General features: G+C 71.6%; 20 protein-coding genes. 7 read left to right on the top strand and 13 right to left on the bottom strand.

Annotated elements, in window-relative coordinates:
* Positions 1–99 precede the first annotated feature (99 nt).
* Positions 100–1,002 (bottom strand): cobalamin biosynthesis protein CobD/CbiB, encoded by a 903-nt coding sequence (locus ACZ61C_RS04730; RefSeq protein ID WP_465302908.1) that lies wholly within the window; start codon positions 1,000–1,002, stop codon positions 100–102.
* Positions 1,003–1,042: 40 nt separating this feature from the next.
* Positions 1,043–1,726, bottom strand: coding sequence for a FadR/GntR family transcriptional regulator (locus tag ACZ61C_RS04735; protein ID WP_465302909.1), 684 nt, complete (start codon positions 1,724–1,726; stop codon positions 1,043–1,045).
* 103 nt (positions 1,727–1,829) lie between these two features.
* Between ACZ61C_RS04735 and ACZ61C_RS04740 the strand changes: the two genes are divergently transcribed.
* From ACZ61C_RS04740 to ACZ61C_RS04755, 4 genes are all read left to right on the top strand, one after another.
* A complete protein-coding gene (locus ACZ61C_RS04740) occupies positions 1,830–2,324 on the top strand; it encodes a gluconokinase (protein WP_465302910.1) in 495 nt (164 codons plus the stop codon).
* Complete coding sequence (locus tag ACZ61C_RS04745; RefSeq protein WP_465302911.1) at positions 2,321–3,685, top strand: GntT/GntP/DsdX family permease; 1,365 nt, start codon at positions 2,321–2,323, stop codon at positions 3,683–3,685. Before ACZ61C_RS04740 ends, ACZ61C_RS04745 begins: the two co-directional genes overlap by 4 nt.
* Before the next feature lie 69 nt (positions 3,686–3,754).
* Positions 3,755–4,075 (top strand): ArsR/SmtB family transcription factor, encoded by a 321-nt coding sequence (locus tag ACZ61C_RS04750; protein WP_465302913.1) that lies wholly within the window; start codon positions 3,755–3,757, stop codon positions 4,073–4,075.
* Positions 4,072–4,575 carry an SRPBCC domain-containing protein gene (locus tag ACZ61C_RS04755; protein ID WP_465302915.1) on the top strand — a complete coding sequence of 168 codons (504 nt, stop codon included), beginning with the start codon at positions 4,072–4,074 and terminating at the stop codon, positions 4,573–4,575. Before ACZ61C_RS04750 ends, ACZ61C_RS04755 begins: the two co-directional genes overlap by 4 nt.
* A gap of 51 nt (positions 4,576–4,626) precedes the next feature.
* On the opposite strand, the gene ACZ61C_RS04760 is transcribed toward ACZ61C_RS04755, so the two are convergent.
* The 6 genes from ACZ61C_RS04760 to ACZ61C_RS04785 are packed head-to-tail and all read right to left on the bottom strand — an operon-like array spanning position 4,627 to position 11,329.
* Positions 4,627–5,604, bottom strand: a complete 978-nt coding sequence (locus tag ACZ61C_RS04760; RefSeq protein ID WP_465302917.1) for an N-acetylglucosamine kinase — start codon at positions 5,602–5,604, stop codon at positions 4,627–4,629.
* Positions 5,601–6,866 (bottom strand): 6-phospho-beta-glucosidase, encoded by a 1,266-nt coding sequence (locus ACZ61C_RS04765; protein WP_465302919.1) that lies wholly within the window; start codon positions 6,864–6,866, stop codon positions 5,601–5,603. Before ACZ61C_RS04765 ends, ACZ61C_RS04760 begins: the two co-directional genes overlap by 4 nt.
* Positions 6,863–7,753, bottom strand: a complete 891-nt coding sequence (locus tag ACZ61C_RS04770; RefSeq protein ID WP_465302921.1) for a carbohydrate ABC transporter permease — start codon at positions 7,751–7,753, stop codon at positions 6,863–6,865. Before ACZ61C_RS04770 ends, ACZ61C_RS04765 begins: the two co-directional genes overlap by 4 nt.
* On the bottom strand, positions 7,750–8,742 hold the full coding sequence (locus tag ACZ61C_RS04775) for a carbohydrate ABC transporter permease (RefSeq protein WP_465302923.1): 993 nt from the start codon (positions 8,740–8,742) through the stop codon (positions 7,750–7,752). The genes ACZ61C_RS04770 and ACZ61C_RS04775 overlap by 4 nt, the downstream gene beginning before the upstream one ends.
* Positions 8,739–10,097: an extracellular solute-binding protein gene (locus tag ACZ61C_RS04780; protein WP_465302925.1), complete on the bottom strand. Its 1,359-nt coding sequence runs from the start codon at positions 10,095–10,097 to the stop codon at positions 8,739–8,741. The genes ACZ61C_RS04775 and ACZ61C_RS04780 overlap by 4 nt, the downstream gene beginning before the upstream one ends.
* 23 nt (positions 10,098–10,120) lie before the next feature.
* Positions 10,121–11,329: an ROK family transcriptional regulator gene (locus ACZ61C_RS04785; RefSeq protein WP_465304179.1), complete on the bottom strand. Its 1,209-nt coding sequence runs from the start codon at positions 11,327–11,329 to the stop codon at positions 10,121–10,123.
* Between the two features lie 227 nt (positions 11,330–11,556).
* Between ACZ61C_RS04785 and ACZ61C_RS04790 the strand changes: the two genes are divergently transcribed.
* Together ACZ61C_RS04790 and ACZ61C_RS04795 are read left to right on the top strand one after the other, a co-directional pair.
* Positions 11,557–12,012 (top strand): hypothetical protein, encoded by a 456-nt coding sequence (locus tag ACZ61C_RS04790; RefSeq protein WP_465302927.1) that lies wholly within the window; start codon positions 11,557–11,559, stop codon positions 12,010–12,012.
* A gap of 10 nt (positions 12,013–12,022) precedes the next feature.
* The gene (locus tag ACZ61C_RS04795; protein ID WP_465302929.1) at positions 12,023–12,253 is read left to right on the top strand and encodes a DUF7660 family protein; all 231 of its coding nucleotides are present in this window, start codon (positions 12,023–12,025) and stop codon (positions 12,251–12,253) included.
* Positions 12,254–12,256: 3 nt separating this feature from the next.
* Here ACZ61C_RS04795 and nudC read toward each other — a convergent pair whose 3' ends face one another.
* The 5 genes from nudC to ACZ61C_RS04820 form a co-directional block, all read right to left on the bottom strand.
* Positions 12,257–13,276, bottom strand: a complete 1,020-nt coding sequence (gene nudC, locus ACZ61C_RS04800; RefSeq protein WP_465302931.1) for an NAD(+) diphosphatase — start codon at positions 13,274–13,276, stop codon at positions 12,257–12,259.
* Positions 13,276–14,655, bottom strand: coding sequence for a M16 family metallopeptidase (locus ACZ61C_RS04805; RefSeq protein ID WP_465302933.1), 1,380 nt, complete (start codon positions 14,653–14,655; stop codon positions 13,276–13,278). The genes nudC and ACZ61C_RS04805 overlap by 1 nt, the downstream gene beginning before the upstream one ends.
* Positions 14,652–15,944 carry a M16 family metallopeptidase gene (locus ACZ61C_RS04810; RefSeq protein ID WP_465302935.1) on the bottom strand — a complete coding sequence of 431 codons (1,293 nt, stop codon included), beginning with the start codon at positions 15,942–15,944 and terminating at the stop codon, positions 14,652–14,654. Before ACZ61C_RS04810 ends, ACZ61C_RS04805 begins: the two co-directional genes overlap by 4 nt.
* A gap of 63 nt (positions 15,945–16,007) precedes the next feature.
* A complete protein-coding gene (locus tag ACZ61C_RS04815) occupies positions 16,008–17,543 on the bottom strand; it encodes a DUF2207 domain-containing protein (RefSeq protein WP_465302937.1) in 1,536 nt (511 codons plus the stop codon).
* Positions 17,544–17,545: 2 nt separating this feature from the next.
* The gene (locus ACZ61C_RS04820; RefSeq protein ID WP_465302939.1) at positions 17,546–19,276 is read right to left on the bottom strand and encodes a DUF2207 family protein; all 1,731 of its coding nucleotides are present in this window, start codon (positions 19,274–19,276) and stop codon (positions 17,546–17,548) included.
* Between the two features lie 644 nt (positions 19,277–19,920).
* Between ACZ61C_RS04820 and ACZ61C_RS04825 the strand changes: the two genes are divergently transcribed.
* On the top strand, positions 19,921–21,099 hold the full coding sequence (locus ACZ61C_RS04825) for a neutral zinc metallopeptidase (protein ID WP_465302941.1): 1,179 nt from the start codon (positions 19,921–19,923) through the stop codon (positions 21,097–21,099).

A 21,099-nucleotide genomic window follows, 5' to 3' on the forward strand; every position in this document is an offset into this window, starting at 1 on the left:
TCCTCGGCTCGCTGCGGCGGCACGAGGGCGGCTGGCTCTTCCGGCCGGAGGCGCGCGAGTTCCCGTCCGGGCTGGTCGGGGTGTCGCGCGAGTACGGCCTCAGCTGCTGACGGAACGGCGGCGGAACCCCGTCAGCACCGCCAGCACCACCGCGGTCACCCCGGCCAGCCAGCCGACCACCCGGGACAGCTCCACCGCCCGCGTCACGTGCCCCGCGTCCGGGTTGCGGCCGACGCCCAGCACCGGCAGCTCCGCCACCCCATGCGGATACACCGTGCGCCCGCCGACGCGGACCTCCAGCGCTCCCGCGAAAGCCGCCTCCACGCGGCCCGCGTTGGGGCTCGGGTGGGCGATCGTGTCGCGGCGCCAGGCCCGCCAGGCGCCGCCTGCCGAGCCGCCGACCACCGGGGCCGCCAAGACCGTCAAGGCCGCCGCCACGCGGGTGGGCACCAGGTGGACCAGCTCGTCGAGCCGGTCGATCGCCCAGTGGCCACGACGGCCGTCGCGGGCCCGGCGCAGGAGGCTCACCGCGCGCGCCCCCAGCAGGCCCGGCACGCCCGCCACCGCGCCCCACACCAGGGGCGCCACCACGGCGTCGGAAGTGTTCTCCGCCAACGTTTCCACCGACGCGCGGGACAGCGCGACCGGCCCGAGACCGTCGGCCACCCGGGCGTCCAGTTCGGACAGTGTCGAGCGCGCCGGCTCGAAGCGGCACTCCTCGAGGTCGCGGGCGAGCTCCGTGCCCTGCAGCGCCAGGCCCGCCGCGCCGAGCACCGCCCACGTCGTCACCGCGGTCGCCGACGCCTGCACCAGGGGACGGCCGCGGCCCGCTCGTTCCAGCAGGACGCCGCCCAGGACCGCCGCGCCGGCGACCAGCGCGCCCGGGACCGGGCGGTGCGCGACCCGGCGGAACGCCGTCACCGGTGGCCGCCGCCGGGCGTCGCCCAGGGCGCCGTCGGCCGCCACACCCAACACCAGTCCGATCGCGCGCGCCGCGCTCACCCGTGCCCCCCGGCGGAAGTAAGTCCAGTTCCCGACGAGGCTACTCGACCAGCGCGGCGATCTCCTCACGCGCCTGGACGACGATGTCGCGCATCGCCCGCTCCGCCCGGTCGGCGTCCCCGGCCGCCACCGCGGCCGCCACCTCCAGGTGCAGCGCCACGGCTTCGGGCTGCGGCTCCGGCGGCATCAGGCCGTGCCCGGTCCGCCCGGTGAGCACCTCCGCGACGACCTCCGACAGCTGCGCGAACATCGGGTTGCCGGACGCGCCGAGCAGCAGGTCGTGGAAGGCGATGTCGAACTCGAGGAACGTCGTGAGGTCGCGCGCACGAGCCGTCCGCGCCAGGCGTTCCCCCAGCGCGCCGAGGCGGCCGCGCTCCTCCGGCGTCGCGCGCAGGGCCGCGAACCGCGCCGCGCACGGCTCGACCGCCGAGCGCAGCTCGTTCAGGGTCGCGAGCGCCGCGGGCCGCGACGGCCCGTCGAGCTGCCAGCGGATCAGCCGCGGGTCGTAGTGGTTCCACTCCCCCGGCGCCCGCACGATCACCCCGACCCGGCGTTTGCTGCTGGTCAGCTGCATCGTCTCGAGCACTCGGACGACTTCGCGCGCCACCGTCCGCGAAGCGCCGAAGCGCTCCTGCAGCTCTTCGGAACGAAGGACGGTGCCCGGCGGCAGCGCTCCGGTCGCGATCGCCGCGCCGAGGGCGTCCAATACCTGCTCATGCCTCACCGGACCAAGCTAGCCGTCTGACTCGATTAAGTAGTACTTCATCTTGAATAAGTAGTACTTTTGAGCTTCACTCACCTGAGCACAACGAAGTGGGAGGTGCGGGATGACCGTCATCGTGGTGATGGGGGTGTCGGGCTCCGGGAAGACGACGATCGGCACGGCGCTCGCCGGCGCGCTCGACGTCGAGTACGCCGAAGCGGACACGTTCCACCCGAAGGCCAACATCGCGAAGATGACCGCCGGCCACCCGCTGACGGACGAGGACCGCGCCCCCTGGCTCGAAGCCATCGCCGGCTGGATCCGCGACCACGAGCGCTCCGGCGGTGTCGTGACGTCGTCAGCGCTCAAGCGCCGGTACCGGGACGTGCTGAGAACCGGCGGTGACGTCTGGTTCGCCCACCTGCACGGCGACAGCGCCCTGCTGGCCGAGCGGATGAAGCACCGCTCGGGTCACTTCATGCCGGTGTCGCTGCTGGACTCCCAGCTCGCCGACCTGGAACCCCTCGAGCCGGACGAGCCCGGCGCGATCTTCGACATCGGCGGCACTCCCGAGGAGATCACCGAAGCCGCCCTGACCGCCTTCCGGGAGCGTTCATGACCACCCTCGCCGCCGCCTGGACCGGCCACGACACCCGGCTCATCGCCGCGACGGTCGTCGCGATCGCCGTCATCGTCGTGCTGATCACGAAGGTGAAGCTGCACCCGTTCCTGTCGCTGGTGCTCGGGTCGCTCGTGCTCGGGCTGACCGCCGGGATGCCGGTCGACAAGCTGCTGAAGAGCTTTTCCAGCGGTGTCGGCAGCACGGTCGCGTCCGTCGGCATCCTGATCGCCCTCGGCGCGATGCTCGGCAAGCTGCTGGCCGACTCCGGCGGCGCCGACCAGATCGTCGACACCGTGCTCGGCAAGGCCCGCGGCGCCGCGCTGCCGTGGGCGATGGCGCTGGTCGCGGCGCTGATCGGGCTGCCGATGTTCTTCGAGATCGGGCTCGTCATGCTGATCCCGGTGGTGCTGCTCGCGGTGAAGCGCACCGGGAAGCCGTTGATGCTGCTGGGGATTCCGGCCGTCGCCGGGCTCTCGGTGCTGCACGGCCTGGTCCCGCCGCACCCCGGCCCGCTCGCCGCGGCGGGCGCGCTGAACGCGAACGTCGGCATCACGCTGGCGTTCGGCCTGCTCGTCGGCATCCCCACTCTGGTCATCGCGGGCCCGCTGTTCGGCCGCCTCGCGGCCCGGCTGGTGCCGGACGCCGCGCCGCCGGAGCGGCTGATCCCGGAACGCGCGGACACCGGCAAACCGCGTCCCAGCTTCGCGGCGACGTTGACCACCGTGTTGCTGCCGGTGGTGCTCATGCTGGCGAAAGCGCTCTCGGACATCCTGCTGGCCAAGGAAAGCCAGGCCCGGAAGATCCTGGACTTCGTCGGCGACCCGCTGATCGCGCTGCTCGCGGCGGTGCTGGTCGGCATGGTCCTGCTGGGCCGCCCGGCCGGGCTGGGGCGGGACAAGCTGTCCACTGTGGTCGGTGACTCGCTGGGCCCGATCGCGGGGATCATCCTGATCGTCGGCGCGGGCGGCGGCTTCAAGCAGACCCTGGTCGACGCGGGTGTCGGCGACGTGATCACGGGCCTGGCCAAGGACGCGAACCTCTCGCCGCTGCTGCTCGGCTGGCTGGTGGCGGTGGCGATCCGCCTGGCCACGGGCTCGGCCACGGTCGCGACGGTCTCGGCGGCGGGCATCGTCGCCCCGCTGGCGGCTTCGATGGACCCGTCGCACAGCGCGCTGCTCGTGCTGGCGATCGGCGCCGGGTCGCTGTTCTTCTCGCACGTCAACGACGCCGGGTTCTGGCTGGTCAAGGAGTATTTCGGGCTGTCGGTGGGCCAGACGCTGAAGAGCTGGTCGGTGATGGAGACGCTGATTTCCGTGGTGGCGATCGCGCTGATCCTCCCCCTCTCCCTGGTGGTCTGAACCAGCGGCACTTTCACGTGAAAGTGCGGACCGTTGACAGGTGACCTTTTGGTCACCTATCTTGAGGGTGTGCACGACGACCTGGTGTTCAAGGCGCTGGCGGATCCGACCCGCCGGTTCCTGCTCGACCTGCTCTTCGAGCGTGACGGCCGCACGCTCACCGAGCTCGAGACCCAGGTGGACATGACCCGCTTCGGCGTCATGAAGCACCTGAAGCTCCTCGAAGAGGCCGGGCTCGTCGTCGCGCGCAAGGAAGGCCGGGAGAAGCGGCACTTCCTCAACCCCGTGCCGATCCGGCAGATCCACGACCGGTGGATCGACAAGTACACCGAACGCCACGTCACCGCGCTGCTCGACCTCAAGAACGAACTGGAAGGCGAAGAACCATGACGACCACCGTGCAGGTCCACCGGGTCTACATCAAGGCCACCCCGGAACGCATCTGGGAAGCCATCACCAAGCCCGAGTGGACGCAGAAGTACGGCTACACCGGCCTCGCCGACTTCGACCTCAAGGTCGGCGGCAAGCACCGCACCCGCCCGACGCAGGAGTTCATCGACGCGGGCTTCACCGGAGACCTCGTCGACGGCGAGGTCCTGGAGGTCGATCCGCCGCGGAAGCTCGTCATCACCTGGAAGCTGCTCATGGGCCCGGAACTGGCGGAAGAGCCCTACACGACCCTCACCTACGACATCGAGGAGACCAAGACCGCGGGCACCAGACTCACCATCACCCACGACGTCACCGGCGCGCCGCTCACCGCCGCGATGGTCTCCGGCGCGAACGAAGACGTCAACGCCGGCCCGGGTGAGAACGCCGGTGGCGGCTGGGCCTGGGTCCTCTCGGACCTCAAGTCCTTGCTGGAGACCGGCGAGATCCTCGTTCCGTAAGGGTCTGGCGGGACCGGCCTCGCGCCGCTTCGAGACCGGTCCCGCCAGAGTTCACACGCGCTGGGTCGCCGCCTTCAGCGCCGCCTTCGCGGCCTCTGACGCGCCCAGCGTGTCCAGTCCGAACAGGGCCGCTCCCACCACGGGGTTCACGTCGACGACGCGGACCACCGCGCGCGGCGCGACCTTCAGGCACCGGCGCTCGATCTCCGCGATCACCGGCGCGCCGATCCCGGTCAGCACGCCGCCGCCCAGGACGATCTCCGGCGCTTCCTCGGTCAGGTCCAGGTTCCGGAGGATCACCGCCGCGAAGACGCTGACCTCCTCGACGAACCGCGTGACGATGTCCGCCGCGACCTCGTCGCCGGCCGCCGCGACCTCGAACAGCAGCGGGCAGAGGCCGTGGATCGACGCCGGGTCGATCTCTTCGAAGTGCAGTCCCTGCACGACGTCCAGCAGGGTCGGCTTCTCGAAGTAGGCGGCGACTGCCGGCATCAGCGCGGTCCGCGGGCCGCGGCCGTCCTCGGCGCGCACGGCCCACCAGAGGGCCTCCTCGCCGAGCCGGTACCCGCCGCCCCAGTCGCCGGAGATCTTGCCCAGCGCGGGAAAGCGGTGCACGCGCCCGTCCGGGCCGACGCCGGCGCCGTTGATCCCGGCGCCGCACACCACCGCGACACCCACCCCCGCGCTGCCCGCCCGGAGCAGCGCGAGGGTGTCGTTGCCGACGACGAGCGTGTCGCTCCAGCCGCGGACCGCCAGCGCCGCGTGCAGCGCCTCTTCCTCACGCGGGAAGTCGAGCCCGGCGAGGTAGGCCGACGTGTGCACCGCGAACGGCCGCTCGTCCGGCAGGCTCGCCGCGCCCAGCGCTTCGAGGACCAGGTCCTCCAGCGCCGCGACGCACGCCGCGACGCCGATGTTCTGCGGCGACGCGCCCGGACCGCGCGACTTTCCCAGCACGACGCCCTCGTGCGACACCACGAGGACCTCGGTCTTGCTGTTCCCGCCGTCGATGGCAATGACAGCTGGCCTCATCCGCGCGCCCAGGGCAGGTACTCGCGGTTGATCTGCACGAGCGAGTCCGCCAGCGTGTCGGCCTTCGTGTACTGGCCGACCAGCGGGTGCGCGAGCAGCGCGTCCGCCACGCGGTCGCGGCCGCCCTTGACCGCCGCCTCCAGCGCGAGGAACTCGTACGCCGTTGTCGCCGCGATGAGCCCGGAGAAGTTCGGCTCCACCGGCGGCTGCGGGATCGGCGTCGCACCGTTCGAGTCCACAGTGGACCGAGCCTCGATGACGGCGTCGTCCGGCAGGAACGGGAACGTCCCGTCGTTGCGGACGTTCACCACGTGCTCCTCGGCCGGCCCGCCCGCGGTCAGCGCGTGCACCAGCTGCACCGCGGCTTCGGAGTAGTACGCCCCGCCGCGCTTCTCCAGCGACTCCGGCTTGGTGTTCTGCTCCGGGTCGAGGTAGATCTTCAGCAGCTCTTCCTCGACGTCCGAGACGACGTCCGCGCGCGGCCGCTCGGTGCGCTGCTTGGTGACCTGCTCGTCGTGCGCGTAGAAGTACTTCAGGTAGTACGACGGCACGACGTTCATCCGCCGCAGCCACTTCTCCGGCACACTGACCTCAGTGGACAGGTAGTCCAAGTGCTGGTCCAGCAGCTCCGGCAGCCGGTCGACGCCGTCGACCAGCGCGCCGCGCTCCCAGCTCAGGTGGTTGAGTCCGGTGTGGACGAGCTTGACGTCGTCCGCGCCGACCCCCAGCAGCTTCCCGAACTGCCGCTGCAGGTTGATCGCGACGTTGCACAGCCCGACCGCGCGGTGCCCTTCGTTGAGCAGCGCGCGGGTGACGATGCCGACCGGGTTGGTGAAGTTGACGATCCACGTGTCGTCACCGGCGATCTTGCGGACGCGGTCGGCGATGTCGAGCACCACCGGCACCGTCCGCAACGCCTTCGCCAGGCCGCCGGCGCCGGTCGTCTCCTGCCCGACGCAGCCGCAGGCGTGCGGGAACGTCTCGTCGGAGCGCCGCGCCCGCTGCCCGCCGACGCGCAGCTGGATCAGCACCGCCGACGCACCCTCGACGCCTTCTTCCAGCGACTGCGTGGTCCGCACCTGCGCGGGGTGACCGGCGTGCGAAAGCAGTCTCTGGCTGAACCCGCCGACGGCCTCGACGCGGTAGGCGTCCGGGTCGACCAGCACGACCTCGTCGACGTCCAAAGTGGACCGGCGGCCGGCGATCCCGTCGATCAGCTCCGGCGTGTAGGTGGACCCGCCACCGACGACTGCCAGCTTCATCCCTTGACTCCCGTGAATGTGATGCCCTTGACGAACGACTTCTGCGCGAACACGAACAACACGATCACCGGCGCCATGATCAGCGCGGTGGCGGCCATCGTCATGTTCCACTCGACGTGGTGCATGCCGCGGAAGGACGCGATCGCCAGCGACAGCGGCCAGTGGTCCTGGTTCTCGCCGGTGTAGAGCAGCGGCCCGAAGTAGTCGTTCCAGGTGAACAGGAAGCAGAACATCGCGGTGGCCGCGATCCCCGGCTTGGCCATCGGGATCAGCACCCGGACCATCGCCTGGAACTCGGTGCAGCCGTCGATCTTCGCCGCCTCGATGTAGTCCTTCGGAATGGTGAGGAAGAACTGGCGGAGCAGGAAGATCGAGAACGCGTCGAAGAAGAAGTACGGCACGATCAGCGGGACCAGCGTGCCGGTGAGCCCCATCCGGACCCACAGGTCGTACAGCGGCACGACGGTGACCTGCGGCGGCAGCAGCATCGCGGCCACGGTCAGCATGAAGAACAGGTTCTGCCCGCGCCACCGCAGCTTCGCCAGCCCGTACGCCGCCGGGATCGCCGACAGCAGCGCCCCCGCCGTCGCCAGCGCCGAGTACAGCAGGCTGTTGCCGAAGTACTCCAGCAGCGGCGCCTTCTTGAACACCTCGACGAAGTTCTCGAAGTGCCACTCGGTCGGCCACAGGCTCGCCGTCATGGCCTGGTCGCTCTTCATCACCGCGGTGAGGAACACGAACAGCAGCGGCAGCATGAAGATCACGCCGAGCGCGATGCCGACCGCGTGCGTCGCGATGTAGGACAGCCGCTTGTCCCAGCTGCGCTTGAACCGCACCTTCGGCGGGACGCCCGCCGGTTTCTGCGGCGCTTCGGCCAGTGCGGTCATGCCCCCTCCTCCTGGTGCTGGGACTTCCGGAGCTGCCGCACGAGGATCCACGTGAACGCCGAGGACACGATGAACAGCAGCACGGCCATCGCGGCCGCGTAACCCATGTTGAAGTAGCGGAAACCCTGGACGTACAGCCAGATCGGATACGTCAGCGTCGAGTTCTGCGGCGCCCCGATGAGCTTCGAGTTGCCGGCGACGTCGGCGGTGCCCGCCGAGGCGGACGCGGCGACGATCGCCTGCGTGAAGAACTGCAGCGCGTAGATGATCGAGTTGACGACGCCGAACAGCAGCACCGGCGAGATCGACGGCAGGGTGACGTGCCAGAACCGGCGGACCGCGCCGGCGCCGTCGAGCTCCGCGGCCTCGTACTGTTCGGTGGGGACGTCCAGCAGCGCGGCCAAGATGATGATCATCAGCTCGCCGGAGCCCCACAACGCCAGCAGCGTCAGCGCCGGCTTCGACATCGCCGGGCTGTTGAACCAGAGCCCGCCGTCGATGCCGACCAGCCGCAGGAACCGGTTGACCGGCCCGAACTCCGGGTTGAAGACGAAGACGAAAGCCAGCGTCGCCGCCGCGGGCGGGGCGAGCGTCGGCAGGTAACACAGGGTGCGGACGAGCCCGACGCCGGACTTGAGCCGCGAGATCACCGACGCGATGCCAAGCGAGAACACCACGCGGCAGACGGTCAGCACGACCACCAGCCACAGCGTGTTGTACGCGGCCGTGCCGACCAGCGGCTCGCTGGTGAACATCCGGACGTAGTTGTCGAACCCGATGAACTGCGGCGGGTTGATCAGGTCGTACCGGGTGAAGGAGTAGTAGACCGTGGCGATCAGCGGGTACCCGAAGAAGACCAGGAACCCGACGAACGCCGGGGCCATGAAGAGGAAGACGGTCCGGCGGCGCTTGGCCCGGCGGGCCCCCGTCCGCGCCTTTTCCGGCGCGGACGGGGAACCGTCGGTTTGCGCGGCGAGGGTGGAGGTCATCCGCCCGCGCCCTTCTGCTTCAGTTCGTCGTCGATCTGCGCGTCCACCTTCTTCAGGCCTTCGGTCAGATCGGGGATCGAGCCGGCCTGCCACTTCTCGGCGAAGTCGTTGACCGCCTTGAGGTGCGCGTCACCGATCGGCGTGGTCTGGTTCGACACGAGCTTGCCGCTGTCGTACATGTCGAGGAACGTCTTGAACTGCGGCTGCAGGTCGAGGCGCGGCGACGTCAGCGAAGCCTTCGTGCTGGGCACGTTCTTCAGGCCGTTGGCCATGTCCACCAGGGTGTCGGTGTCCAGGGTGACCTGCTTGATCAGCTCCCACGCGGCGCCGGGGTTCTTGGCGCCCTTGGGGATCGCGATGATCGTGCCGGTGGTGAAGGCACTGCCGTACTTGTCCGCCATGGTGGTGAGCACCGGGGCGGGCGCGGTGGCGTAGTTCAGGGTCGGGGCCTGGTCCTTGATGAACGCGGTGCGGAACTCACCGTCGTAGATCATCGCCAGCTTGCCCTTCTGGAACCCGTTGTCGGCGGAGTACTCGTCACCGAGGCCGGCTTTGAACTGCTCGACCTTGTCGTGGCCGCCGAGGGCGTCGATGAGCTTCTTCTGGAACTCGAACATCGCCTTCCAGCCGGGGTTGGTGGCGAGGTCCGACTTGCCGTCCGGGCCGAGGAACGGCGCGCCGAAGTTCGGCGCCCAGTACTGGGCCTGGTTGGCGTAGAACGGCATCGACGGCAGGAAGCCGGCGACCTTGATCGAGCCGTCCGCGTTGTACTCGGTCAGCTTCTTGGCGTCCTCGAGCAGCTCGTCCGTGGTCTTCGGCGGCGAGGTGACGCCCTTCGCCGCGAGCATGTCCTTGTTGTAGTAGAAGCCGTAGACGTCGGCGAGCATCGGCATCGCGCACCGCTTGCCCTGGTATTCGGTGTAGTTCCGGACCGCTTCGGGGATTTGGTTCAGGTCGACCTTGTCGCGGTCGATGTAGGGCTTGAGGTCCTGGAAGCTGCCGGTGGAGCACCAGGCGCCCAGGTTGTCGGTGTAGAAGGAGATCGCGACGTCGGGTGGGTTGCCGCCGCGGATCGACTGCGTGAGCTTGTCGTCGTCCTGGTTGCCCTCGTGCTTGATCTCGATGTTCGGGAACTTCGCCTTGAGCTTGTTCAGGCCCGCGGTGACCACGCCGTACTCGCGGTCGGTGAACTTGGAGTACACCGTGATGGTGAGCTTGTCGTCCTTGCCGGGCGCGGCCGCGGCGTCACCCCCGCTCGGGGCGGCGGCGCCGGAGCAGGCGCTGGTCAGCAGGACGGACGCCGCGGCGACGGCCGCTAACAGGGCGCCTCGGCGGATCCGGGTGGTAGGGGGCATGGCCCTCCTCCTCATCGGTTGGGCTACTCGGTCGGGGACGGGGCGGGACGGGTTCTTCCGGCCTCGGGCCTGCGCGACCCGAGGAGCGTGGGGGTGACGACGCCGAAGACGTCCTCACGGGTGGTGGCGAGCGCCGACTGCAGCGCGCCGGCGCGGACGGCGTTGCCCTGCACCGACGCGCAGCCGACGGGCGTGCGCGGCAGGACCAGCTCGTGCAGCCGGTCCTGCACCAGCGCGGCGAACGCTTCTCCGCCGGCGCGGCTGGTGTCACCGCAGAGGAGCACGAGCTGCGGGTCGGCGACCGCGACGAGGTTGGCGACGCCGCCGGCCACCCGCCGGGCGAGGTCGTCGAGGAAGGGGTGCCCCGGCTCGGCCTTGGCGACGGCTTCCCAGGCGGTGCTCGCCTCGATGCCGTGCGCGGCGGCGAGCCGGCAGATGGCGGGCGAGTCGACGAGGTTGCCGAACCGGGCGCCGGCCTCGGGCCAGACGTCGCCGGTGTCCACGGTGGCCGCGTCGGGCACGCGCATCCAGTCGATCTCGCCCCCGCCGCCGGTGGCGCCGCGCAGCAGCCGCCGTCCGATGACGACGGCGCCGCCGACCCCTTCGGACAGCCAGACCATGACGAAGTCGTCGACGTCCTGGGCCTGCCCGACGCTCATTTCTTCGACCGCGACGAGGTTGACGTCGTTCTCGATCAGGACGTCGACCCCGAGCTCGTCGGACAGCTTCTGCGGGACGTCGAAGCCGAGCCAGCCGGGGATGTGCGGGGCGGAGGAGAGCAGGCCGGTCCGCGGGTCGAACGCGCCCTGTGCGCCGATCACGACGTGGGCGAGCTCTTCGCGGGTGATCCCGGCCGCCGCGGTGACGTGGTTCAGCGCGTCGCCGAAGGTCCCGACGACGTCGGCGCCTTCGTGGACGGGCAGCGGCACCTGGTACTCGGCGAGCACGATCCCGGCGACGTCGGAGACGACGAAGTCGGCGATGTGCGGGGTGAGGTCGACGGCGGCGACGAAGGCGAGGCCGCCGTTGGCCGCCCAGAGCTGGGCGCGCGGGCCGCGGCCACCGCCCCGGACGCCGGCCTTCACGACGAGGTTGTCCAGCTCGAGCCGGGTGATGAGCTGGGCGGTGGCGGGCTTGGAGAGACCGATGGCGAGCTCGAGCTCGGCGCGGGTCAGCGGGCCCTCCCGGAGGAGGACCTCGATGGCGGCGCGATCGTTGATCTCGCGCAGCATCCGCGGGCTACCGGCTCGCACTCTTCGTCGCTCCCGACTTAATTAGGATACTTTACAGACGGTTTCGCAGGACTGTAGTGAGCCGGGGCACAGTCGTCAACGGGCTCCGGAAACGGCCAGGTAACGCTTGGCGGCGCGTTGGGCTACCTGGACGCAACACCGGTGAACGAGTTCCGCCGGACCCGCGGGCTCGGGTATTCGCTTGCGCGGGCGGGGACGCTGGAGACATGGAGACGACACCGCCCGAGGACGTGCTCGGCTGCCCGGTGCCGATCGCGCGGTTCGTCGCGCGCACGGACCTGGCCGTGGTGGCGCTGCAGCACGTGGTCGCGTACCCGAGCGGCTGCGGTTTTGCCGTGCACCTGTCGGTGCGTCGAGGATCGTTGTCCCAGCAGGTCTGGGACGGCATCGACAGCAGCCACGCGGGCGGGTTCCCGGGCCCGGACGACGCGGGGTTGCAGTTCCGGGTCGACGTGGGCGCACTGACGGAGGTCGGCGGCGGGGCGAGCAGCGGCGACCGGCATTACCGGGGTGACCGGCAGCTGTGGCTGGCGCCGTTGCCGGTGGGGCCGGTCGAGTTCAGCGTGGAGTGGCGGAAGGTCGGTCTCGAGCGGACGGCGACTGTGCTCGACGGCCGGGCGATCGCGGTCGCGGCTGCGCACGCTCAGCCTTACTGGACGTGAGGAGCCGGCAGTGTCCGAAGAGGGCCTCGACCGGGTGGTGTCGACCTTGCACGCCCTGGTGGCGGAATGGGAGGACGGCCCGCCGGACTGGGAGAACGACACCCTGCCGCGGTACCTGGAGGCGTTGGCCGGGTGGCTGCAGGACCACCGCGGCTACTACACGAACCAGGGCCGCCGCCCCCCGGCGGACGGCTGGGAGATCCTCCGGGACGCCTTGAACGCGGCGACGGTGTACGAGTAGCGGCTACTCCTCGGCGTCCGCCCAGGCTTTCAGCATCACGCGGGCGATGGACGAGTTCCCCGGCAGAATGATCTCCGCCGCCCCGTCCGCGATAGGCGTCGGGCGGGCTCCTTCGTTCCTCAGCTGGCTGTTCGCGAACGCCTCACGCACCTCGGCGCGCGACACCCACAGCGCCTCTTCGATCTCGCCGTCCGCCGGCACCAGCGGCGCCGCACGATCCGCCCGGGCCGTGAACCCCAGCATGATCGAACGCGGGAACGGCCACGGCTGGCTGCCCAGGTACCGGACGTCCGACACCAGAGCCCCGACCTCTTCGCGGATCTCGCGCAGGACGCACGCCTCCAGCGACTCCCCCGCCTCCACGAACCCCGCCAGCACCGAATACCGCCCCGCCGGCCAGATCGGCTGGCGGGCCAGCAGGACGTGCGAGCCGTTCGTGCCCTCCAGCGAGTGGACCAGGCAGATCACCGCCGGGTCCGTGCGCGGGTACTCCTCGCGGCCGTCGTTGGTGCACTTGCTCGCCCAGCCGAACTGGATCAGCTCCGTCGGATGCCCGCAGCGCGTGCAGAACTTCGCCTGGCGGCGCCAGTTCCGCAGCGCCTGCGCCGTCGTGAACAGGCCCGCCGACGTGTCGTCCAGCAGGTCGCCGTACCCGCGCAGCTCGACCCAGATCTCGCCGTCCACGCTCGGGACCTCCTCGACGAACCCCCAGCTGCCCGCCATCTTCACCGTGCCGGCGTCGCCCGACGGGCCGCCCGGGAGCGACCAGTAGTCGACGTCCTGCCACTCGCCGAGGAACACCGCGTCCGGCGGCGGGGCCGCGCCGAAGTCGATCGCCTTGCGGAACGCCAGCACCGGCGAGCCCTCGACGACCGGGGTGCGCCCGGTGTCGTCCAGGAGGACGACCCGGGCGTCGGGCCAGCGTGACACCAGCCGTGAAGGGTTGGTGCGCAAGCCTTCCTGCCTGTCCACAGTGGAGCGGGACAGGGTCGGCAGCGCACCGAGGGTGAACGGGACGGACATCAGGCCGGCTCGCCCACGACGACGTCGCCGAGGGACAGCAGCTTGCGCTCCAGCACCGCCGCGTCGCCGACCACCACGCCGGTGAACCGCTTGGGGGCGAAGTACTTCAGCGCCGCTTCCGCCACGTCCGCGGCGGTCACCGCCGCCACCCGCGCCGGGTGCTCGTTCAGCCACTCCAGGCCCAGCCCGGTCGAGGCCAGCGCCAGCACCTGCCCGGCCAGCCCGGACTGCGACGACGTCGAGGTCAGCAGCGAGCCGATCGCGTACTGCCGCACCGACTCCAGCTCGTCGCCGGCCGGCGGGACCTGGCCGAGGCGGCCCAGCTCGTAGCGGGTCTCCAGCAGCGCCGGGGCGGTCGCGTCGGTCGCGGTGTCCGCGTCGACGTTGACCACCGCCGTGCCGTCGGTGAACTCGAAGCCGGAGTGCGCGGAGTAGGTGTACCCCTTGTTCTCGCGGATGTTCTCGACCAGCCGCGACGAGAAGTACCCGCCGTAGGCCAGGTTCGCCAGCTGCAGCGCCGCGTACCCCGGGTCCGTGCGCGGCACGGTCTGCGCCGAAAGCCGGATCTGCGACTGCACGGCCCCGGCGCGCGGCACCAGCAGCACGTCCGGGCCGGTCAGGTCGGGCAACGGCGGGAGCCGGACGGCGGAGCGGTCCGAAGCCCAGCCGCCGAACACCTTCTCCAGCTCGCCGATGACCGCGGCCGGGTCGATGTCGCCGACCAGCACCAGCACCGAACCGCGGGCCTGCACCGACACCCGGTGCAGCTCGCGCACCTGCTCGGGCGTCACGACCGCGACGTCTTCGGCGCGCGGCACCTCGCGCGTCGCCGGGTGGTCGCCGTAGCGGTGCTTCTGCAGGGCCTCGCGCGCGATCGTGCGCGGCTGGGTGCGGGAGACGGCGATCCGCTCGACCAGCCGCTCCTTCTCGCGGGCGATCTCCTCGTCGGCGTAGGTCGCGCCGGTGAGGACGTCACCCAGCACGTCGAGGAACGTCGGCAGCTTCTCGGCCAGCGCGGACCCGGTCAGCACCAGGCGTTCCGGGTCGACGCCGCAGCCGATGTCGCCGCCGATCAGCGCCAGCTCGGCGTCGATCTCGATGCGGTTGCGGCGCGCGGTGCCGGTCAGGATCGTCTCGGCGAGCACCTCGGCGATCGCCGGGTGCAGGGCGTCGTCGCCGGCGAACGGGATCCACAGCCGCGCCTCGACCATGGGCACGGTCGCCTTGCGGACGGCCAGCACCCGCAGGCCGTTCGCGAGCTCGGTGTCCACATGCGACAGATCGCCGGCGGCGCGCTGCTCGCCCAGCGGGGGCAGCGGGCGCGGGCCCCGCGCGGTGCGGCCGATCTCCTCGGCCGTGCGGTGCGTTGCAGAAGTCACTGCTCGTTGTTCCCTTCCGAAGCGGGCTTGACCACCAGCACGGCGCGCGCGTCCGGGCGCAGCGCCTTCGCCGCGGCCGACACGGCTTCCGAGGTGACGGCGGACATCCGGTCCGCGAGCTTGTACACCAGCGACGCGTCGCCGTAGAGCAGTTCGAACGAGCCGAGCGCCAGCGTCCGGGAGACGAGGCGGTCGTGCTCGGAGTGCAGGCTCGCCGTCCAGCGGGCGGTGACCTTGCGCAGCTCCTCCTCGCTCGGCGGGTTCTCGGCGATCTTCTCCAGCTCGTCGTCCAGCGCGGCGAGCACGCGCTCGCGCGGGACCTCGTGCGGGTGGATCAGGGTGACGGTGAAGGTGTCCGGGTCGCGGGCCTCGAACGGGCCGAACAGCCCGGCGCCGGCGCCGATGTCGACGACCAGGGGCTCCTTGTGGACCAGCCGCTGCTGCAGCCGGGAGCCGTCGCCGTCGGTCAGCACCCCGGCGAGCACGAGGTAGGCCAGGTAGCCGTCGACGTCGTTGATCGGGTCCGGCATCCGGTAGCCGATGCCGAGCGCGGGCAGCGGGGCGTGCGGGTCTTCGACCTCGCCGCGCAGCTCGGTGGTCGGCAGCGGCTCGGCGAACGACGGCCGCTGCGGCGCCGGCCGGTGCGGGACGTCGCCGAAGTGCGCCTCGATCAGCTTCTTCGCGTTGTCCACTTCGAAGTCGCCCGCCACGGTCAGCACCGCGTTCGCCGGCGAGTAGTAGGTGTCGAAGAACGCGGCGCAGTCTTCGACCGTGGCGCTCTCGAGGTCTTCGAAGCCGCCGTAGCCGTTGTGCGCGTTGGGGAACGTCGAGTATAGGACCGGCGGCAGGGTGATCCACGGGAACCCGCCGTAGGGCCGGTTCAGCACGTTGAGCCGGATCTCCTCCTTGACGACGTCGATCTGGTTCGCCAGGTTCTCGGCGGTCAGCTTCGGCGCGCGCATCCGGTCGGCCTCGAGGAACAGCGCGCGCTCGAGCGCGGCGCTCGGCAGCACCTCGAAGTAGTCGGTGTAGTCCGGGTGGGTGGACCCGTTGAAGGTGCCGCCGCTGGACTGCACGTGCCGGAAGTGCGCGAGCTTCTCCAGGCTCTCGGAGCCCTGGAACATCAGGTGCTCGAAGAGGTGCGCAAAACCGGTGCGCCCCTCCGGCTCGGAGCGGAAGCCCACGTCGTAGTGCACGCTGACACCGACCACGGGCGCGGTCGCGTCGGGTGCCAGAACCACGCGCAGACCGTTGTCTAGGGTGTATCGGACGAGCTCGGGATCGGCCATGGCCCCACCCTACGACGGCTCGCCACTTCTCGGCTGCCCGCCTCGTGAGTGGCGATTGGGGTTCTAACCCGAATTACCACTCACGAGGCTCCGGAGGCGACCACGGTGGGCCGCCGCGAACACCCCCGCGAGCGCCGTCGCGAAGGATCCGGCCTGGTCAGGCGTGATGTCGCCGGCGTGCCAGTAGACCGGCGGCGGGTGGTCGAGCGCCGCGAAGGCGGCCACCCACGGGCCCAGTTCGCCCAGAGCTGACGCGTACGGCAGGCCACGCGAAAACACCTGCTCCTGCTGCGGCTTGCCGAAGTCCTTCGCCCGCGTCGTGGCGAGCTGCCCGGCGACGCCGCGAAGCCGGCGCGCGACCTCCGCGCCCGCTCGCCGGCGGGCGGGCAGCGCGGCCGAGACGGCGACAGCGGCGGCCCCGGCCAGCGTGAGGATGACGCCGAGCTGGGCGTACCCGACGGTCAGGGCGAGCAGGATCGTCAGGAACACGCCGTAGCAGACGACCCGGGTCCCGGCCCGGCCGAGCCACCCGGTCGCGAGCCAGCCGCGGCCGGCGAGGTCGGCGTGCAGCGCCACCCGTGGGATCTCGACGTGCCGCTGCCGCAGTTCGGCGAGCGTCACCGACTCCCCCGGGAGGACGGCCTCGAAGACGGCACGTTCGAAAGCCGTCAGGTGCTCGTCGATCGGGTTGCGGCGAGCCAGCGTCGGGCCGTCGCTCACCCAGATGTAGTTGCGGACGGCCAGGTCGAGCACGGTCGCGGCCAGGTCGGCGGGCCCGGCGCGGCCGTGCAGGAGCAAGCCGACGTGCCCGGGCAGCACCCCGGCCGGCGACGCGAACTCGCCCGTCGCTTTCACGTAAAAGCTCCCACCTGGGGCCGTAGCTTTCACGTGAAAGCTACGGCGGCGGGCGAACGCGACGAAGGTCGCGGCGGCGAGCAGTAGCGCGGCGAAGCCCGTCCAGGCCCAGCCGACCGGCGCGGTGACGACGAACGCGCCCGCGAGCGTCTTGGCCGGCACCAACCGCGCGTTCGCCGGGACGGTACCCGCCGGCAGCTCGACGGTGGTGGTCATCCGGTCGCCCGCCGCGAGGTTCTGCTGGCTGAACCGCGTCAGCCCGGCGTGGTCGATCTGCGCGGCGGCGCACGGGAAGCCGCCGATCGCGCAGTCGACCGCGACCGGGATCTTCGGCGTCGCCAAGGAGGCGCGGAGGAACTTCAGCTCGGCGCTCCAGCCGCCGGCCGGCTCCCAGGTGACCCGGTCGCCGTCGACCGCACCGTCCACTGTGTACCGGAAGATCGAGGTGCCCGCGGTCAGGTGGACGGAGAAGACGTCCTTGTCGACCGACGCCGTCCCGCTGCCTTCGAGGACGACGTCACGGACGCCGTAGACGCGGTCGCGGTGGTGCGGCGCCGCGACGCGCAGCGGGACCCGGCGGTCCATCGTCATGCCGTTCGGCACCGAGACCGCCTCGGCGACCGAGAGCGAGCCGTCGCGCTCCAGCTTGAGCTGGATCTCGGCGCTCTGCGGCAGCGCGGGCAGCGGCGGCTGGTCGACCGGCGCCGCGGCGAGGAAGAGCGCCAGTGCCGCCGCCGCGAGCACGGTCAGCGGGACGCGGCGGCGCGGCCGGCCTCGGTGAGCAGCCCGTCGAGCGCGGTCAGGAAGGACGGGAAGCGCGCTCCGAAGCGGCGCAGGTCGCTGTCGGCTTCCATGCCGCCGTACCAGTACAGGCCGGCCGAGCCGTCGGACGCCGGGTTGAGCGCGGCGAAGGCGCCCAGCCAGCGTTCGGTGTCGCCCAGCACGACCGCGTACGGCAGCGACCGGGAGAACACCAGCTCGCGGTCGGCGGGCGGGATGTCCTCGGCCTTGGCGGTGTGCAGGTAGTCGAGCAGGCCGCGGACCTGCCCGGCCAGCACCCGGCCGCGCGCGGTGCGCGACGGCAGCAGCGCGGCGGCCGCGGCCACGGCGAGCCCGGCCAGGGCGACCGCGACGCCGAGCAGCGCGTCGCCGACCGTGAAGGTGAGCACCGCGGTGGTGACCAGGCCGAGCGCGAAGATCCCGGCGCCGAGCCAGGTCAGGCGGCCGCGAGCGGTGTCCGGGCGGCGGGAGAACCAGCGCTTCGTGACGACGTCGGTGTACATCGCGTCGCTGATCCGGCGCAGGTCGAGGCCGCCGCGGGCGCGCAGCTGCGACACCAGGACCGTCTCGGTGCCCGGCGGCAGCAGGGTTTCGTAGACGGCGCGTTCGAAGTCGTGGAGGTGCTCGTCCGGCGGGTTGCGGCGGGCGAGCTGCCAGTCTTGGCCCGGCAGCTCGGCGAGCCAGAGGTAGTTGCGGACGGCGAGGTCGACGACGGTGGCGCTGATGTCGACGACGTCGACGGTCTCGTCGACGACCGTGCCGACCTGGCCGGGCAGCACCCCGTCGGGACTGGCGAAGAAGACGCGGTCGCCGTCGCGCAGCAGCACCTCGACCGGGCCGGTGGTGGTGTGCAGCGCGCCCGCGTCCTGCTTGCGGCGGCGCCACACGAAGAGCCCGCCGGCGACGAGGAACAGGAGCAGCACGGCGAAGCCGGCGCCGGTCAGCGGGGTCAGCGCGAAGGCGTTGGCCAGCAGGCCGATGTCGGCGAACACGGCGTTGGCGGGCGTGGTGCCCGCGGGCAGGCCGACGAGCAGGTCGACCCGTTCGCCGGGCTGGACGTCGTTCTGCTCCAGGCGCACGACACCGGTGTGGTCGAGCTCGGCGAGGGTGCAGCGCCGGCTCGAGCCGGTCGGGCCGGCGAAACAGTCCACAGGGGACAGTTCCGGCGACGGCGCGAGGAAGGAGGCGGTGAGCTTGACCAGCGGGGCGTCGAAGCCGCTCGCGACCTGCCAGCGCGCCTGCTGGCGGCCGCTCAGGTCGGCGACGGCGCCGTCGACGAGGTAGGTGACGGTCGAGGAGCCGCCGGTGAAGGTGAGGACGAGCTGGTCACCGGTGAGCCGGCTGGTGGCGGCGCCTTCGGTCTTGACGTCGCGGACGGTGAAGACGCGGTCCTGCTCGTCCCCGGCGGCGACCCGCAGCGGCACGCGCGAAGTGAGCTGCTGCCCGCCGGGCACGGTGACCTTCTCGGTGACGGACAGGGAGCCGTCACGGAGGACTTTGAGGGCGACGTCGGCGCTGGTGCCGTCGGGAGCCGGCGGCTGGACCTGGTTGCCGTCGAGCAGCTGCGGCTTCTTGACCAGGTCGCTCGGCGGGTTGGGCAGGGTGGGACCGGCGGACGGCCCGGTCTGCGCGGCGGCGGTCCCCCCGATGGCCAGCAGCCCGGCCACCGCGGCGGCCGTCCCCCATTTCCTCAACACAGCACCACACACTAGAGCACCCGATCTATGCTGACGCCCGGAACGGCGAGATCACCGCAGGTACGCCGCTTTCGACGCGGAGAACGCACGGGGGGTTCCACTCGATGACGCAAGGCCCGCAGGGCCCGGGTCCACACGGCCCGGGTCCCCACGACCCGCGCCGCCCGCTGCCACCGGGGCGAGCGCCGCTGCCGCCGCCGGGGGTGCGGCCGCTGCCGCCGGGCCGGCCGGGGCAGGGCGGGCAGCCGGGGCAGCAAGGCGGGCAGGCGGGGCCAAGTGGGCAACCGCCGCGCGGACCTGGGCAGGGCGGGCAACCGGGGCCGGGGGGCCAGCTGCCGCACGGACCTGGGCAGGGCGGGCAGCCCGGGCAGGCACCGAGTGGTGCGCCGGGCCAGGGACCCCAAGGCCCCGGCGCGCCGGGGCAAGGGCCGCAAGGCCCCGGCAGCACTCCGGGCCAGCCGCCGCAGCGGCCGGGCGGTGCTCCGGGCCAAGACGGGCAACCGAACCAGGCGCCGAGTGGTGCACCGGGCCAGTCACCGCACGGTCCCGGCGGCGCTCCAGGTCAGCCGTCGCAGTGGCCGGGCGGGCAACCGACCCAAGGCCGACCGCCCCAGGCACCGGGCGGATGGCCGCCTCCGCAGGGCATGCCCCCGCAAACCGCGCCCTACAGCCACACCGGCCCGCCGACCGGCCCCTTCATGCCGCCGCCCGGCACTCCCCTTCCGCCGCCGGCTGCCGCCGCGCCGCCCGTCTTCACCCCCGGTTATGCCGGGCCGCCGCCCGGGGCTCCCTTCGGGCCGCGGTTCGCTCCCGGGTACCGGCCCTACGTCGCCAAGAAGTCCAACACCGGCGTCATCGTGGCCGTCGCGATCATCGGGATCGTCGCCGTCGTCGGGGGGCTGATCGCGGCCATCGCGCTCACCGGGGGCACCAAACGGCACGTCGCCGACGCCGGGTACTCCAGCACCTACCCGACCGAAACCACCGAAACGTCCGAACGCACCACCGAAACCACCCCCACCACGGAACGCACCACCTCCCGCACCTCCGAGGGCGAAACCCCGACGACGTCCCAGACGCCGTCCGGCCCGCGCTCGGTCGCGCGCACCAAGGACAACCCGCTCTTCGAGGACGCGAACTACGGCCTCCAGAACGTCCCCTGCTCGCTGAGCCGCTGGGCGACCGACCAGAACAGCGTCCAGCGGTTCTTCCAGTTCGGCATCACCTGCCTCGACGCGATGTGGTCACGCGTCCTCGGCGCGGCCGGGCTGCCGTTCGAGTCGCCGAAGCTGTCGGTGCCGGGGTCGATCTCCGAATCGTCGACGCCCTGCGGCGGCGGGGGCACCACCACCGGCGTCACGCCGTTCTACTGCCCGAACAACACCACCATCTACATGCCGATGGACCGCATCGAGCTGGACGTCTGGGGCAACCACCCCGGCCCGTACCTGTCGATCCTGGCCCACGAGTACGGCCACCACGTGCAGAACATGGCCGGTATCAGCGAGGCGTACGGCAACCAGCGTTACGACGCGGGCGCCGACTCGGCCGTCGGGCTGGAGCTGTCCCGGCGGATGGAGCTGGAAGCGCAGTGCTTCTCGGGGATGTTCCTCGGCTCGGCGTCGGTCTCCGGCGGCTCGGTCGACAAGAACATCTACAACGAAGCCTGGAACGCCCAGGACCGCGGCGACGACTACGCCCGCAACGGCAAGCACGACCACGGCAGCGCCCGCCACAACATCTCCTGGTGGCAGCACGGCGCGACGACCAACCGCAACCAGCAGTGCAACACGTGGCTCTCGGCGTCCGGGGACGTGTCCTAG

It is taken from the genome of Amycolatopsis sp. NPDC104587, assembly GCF_055583645.1.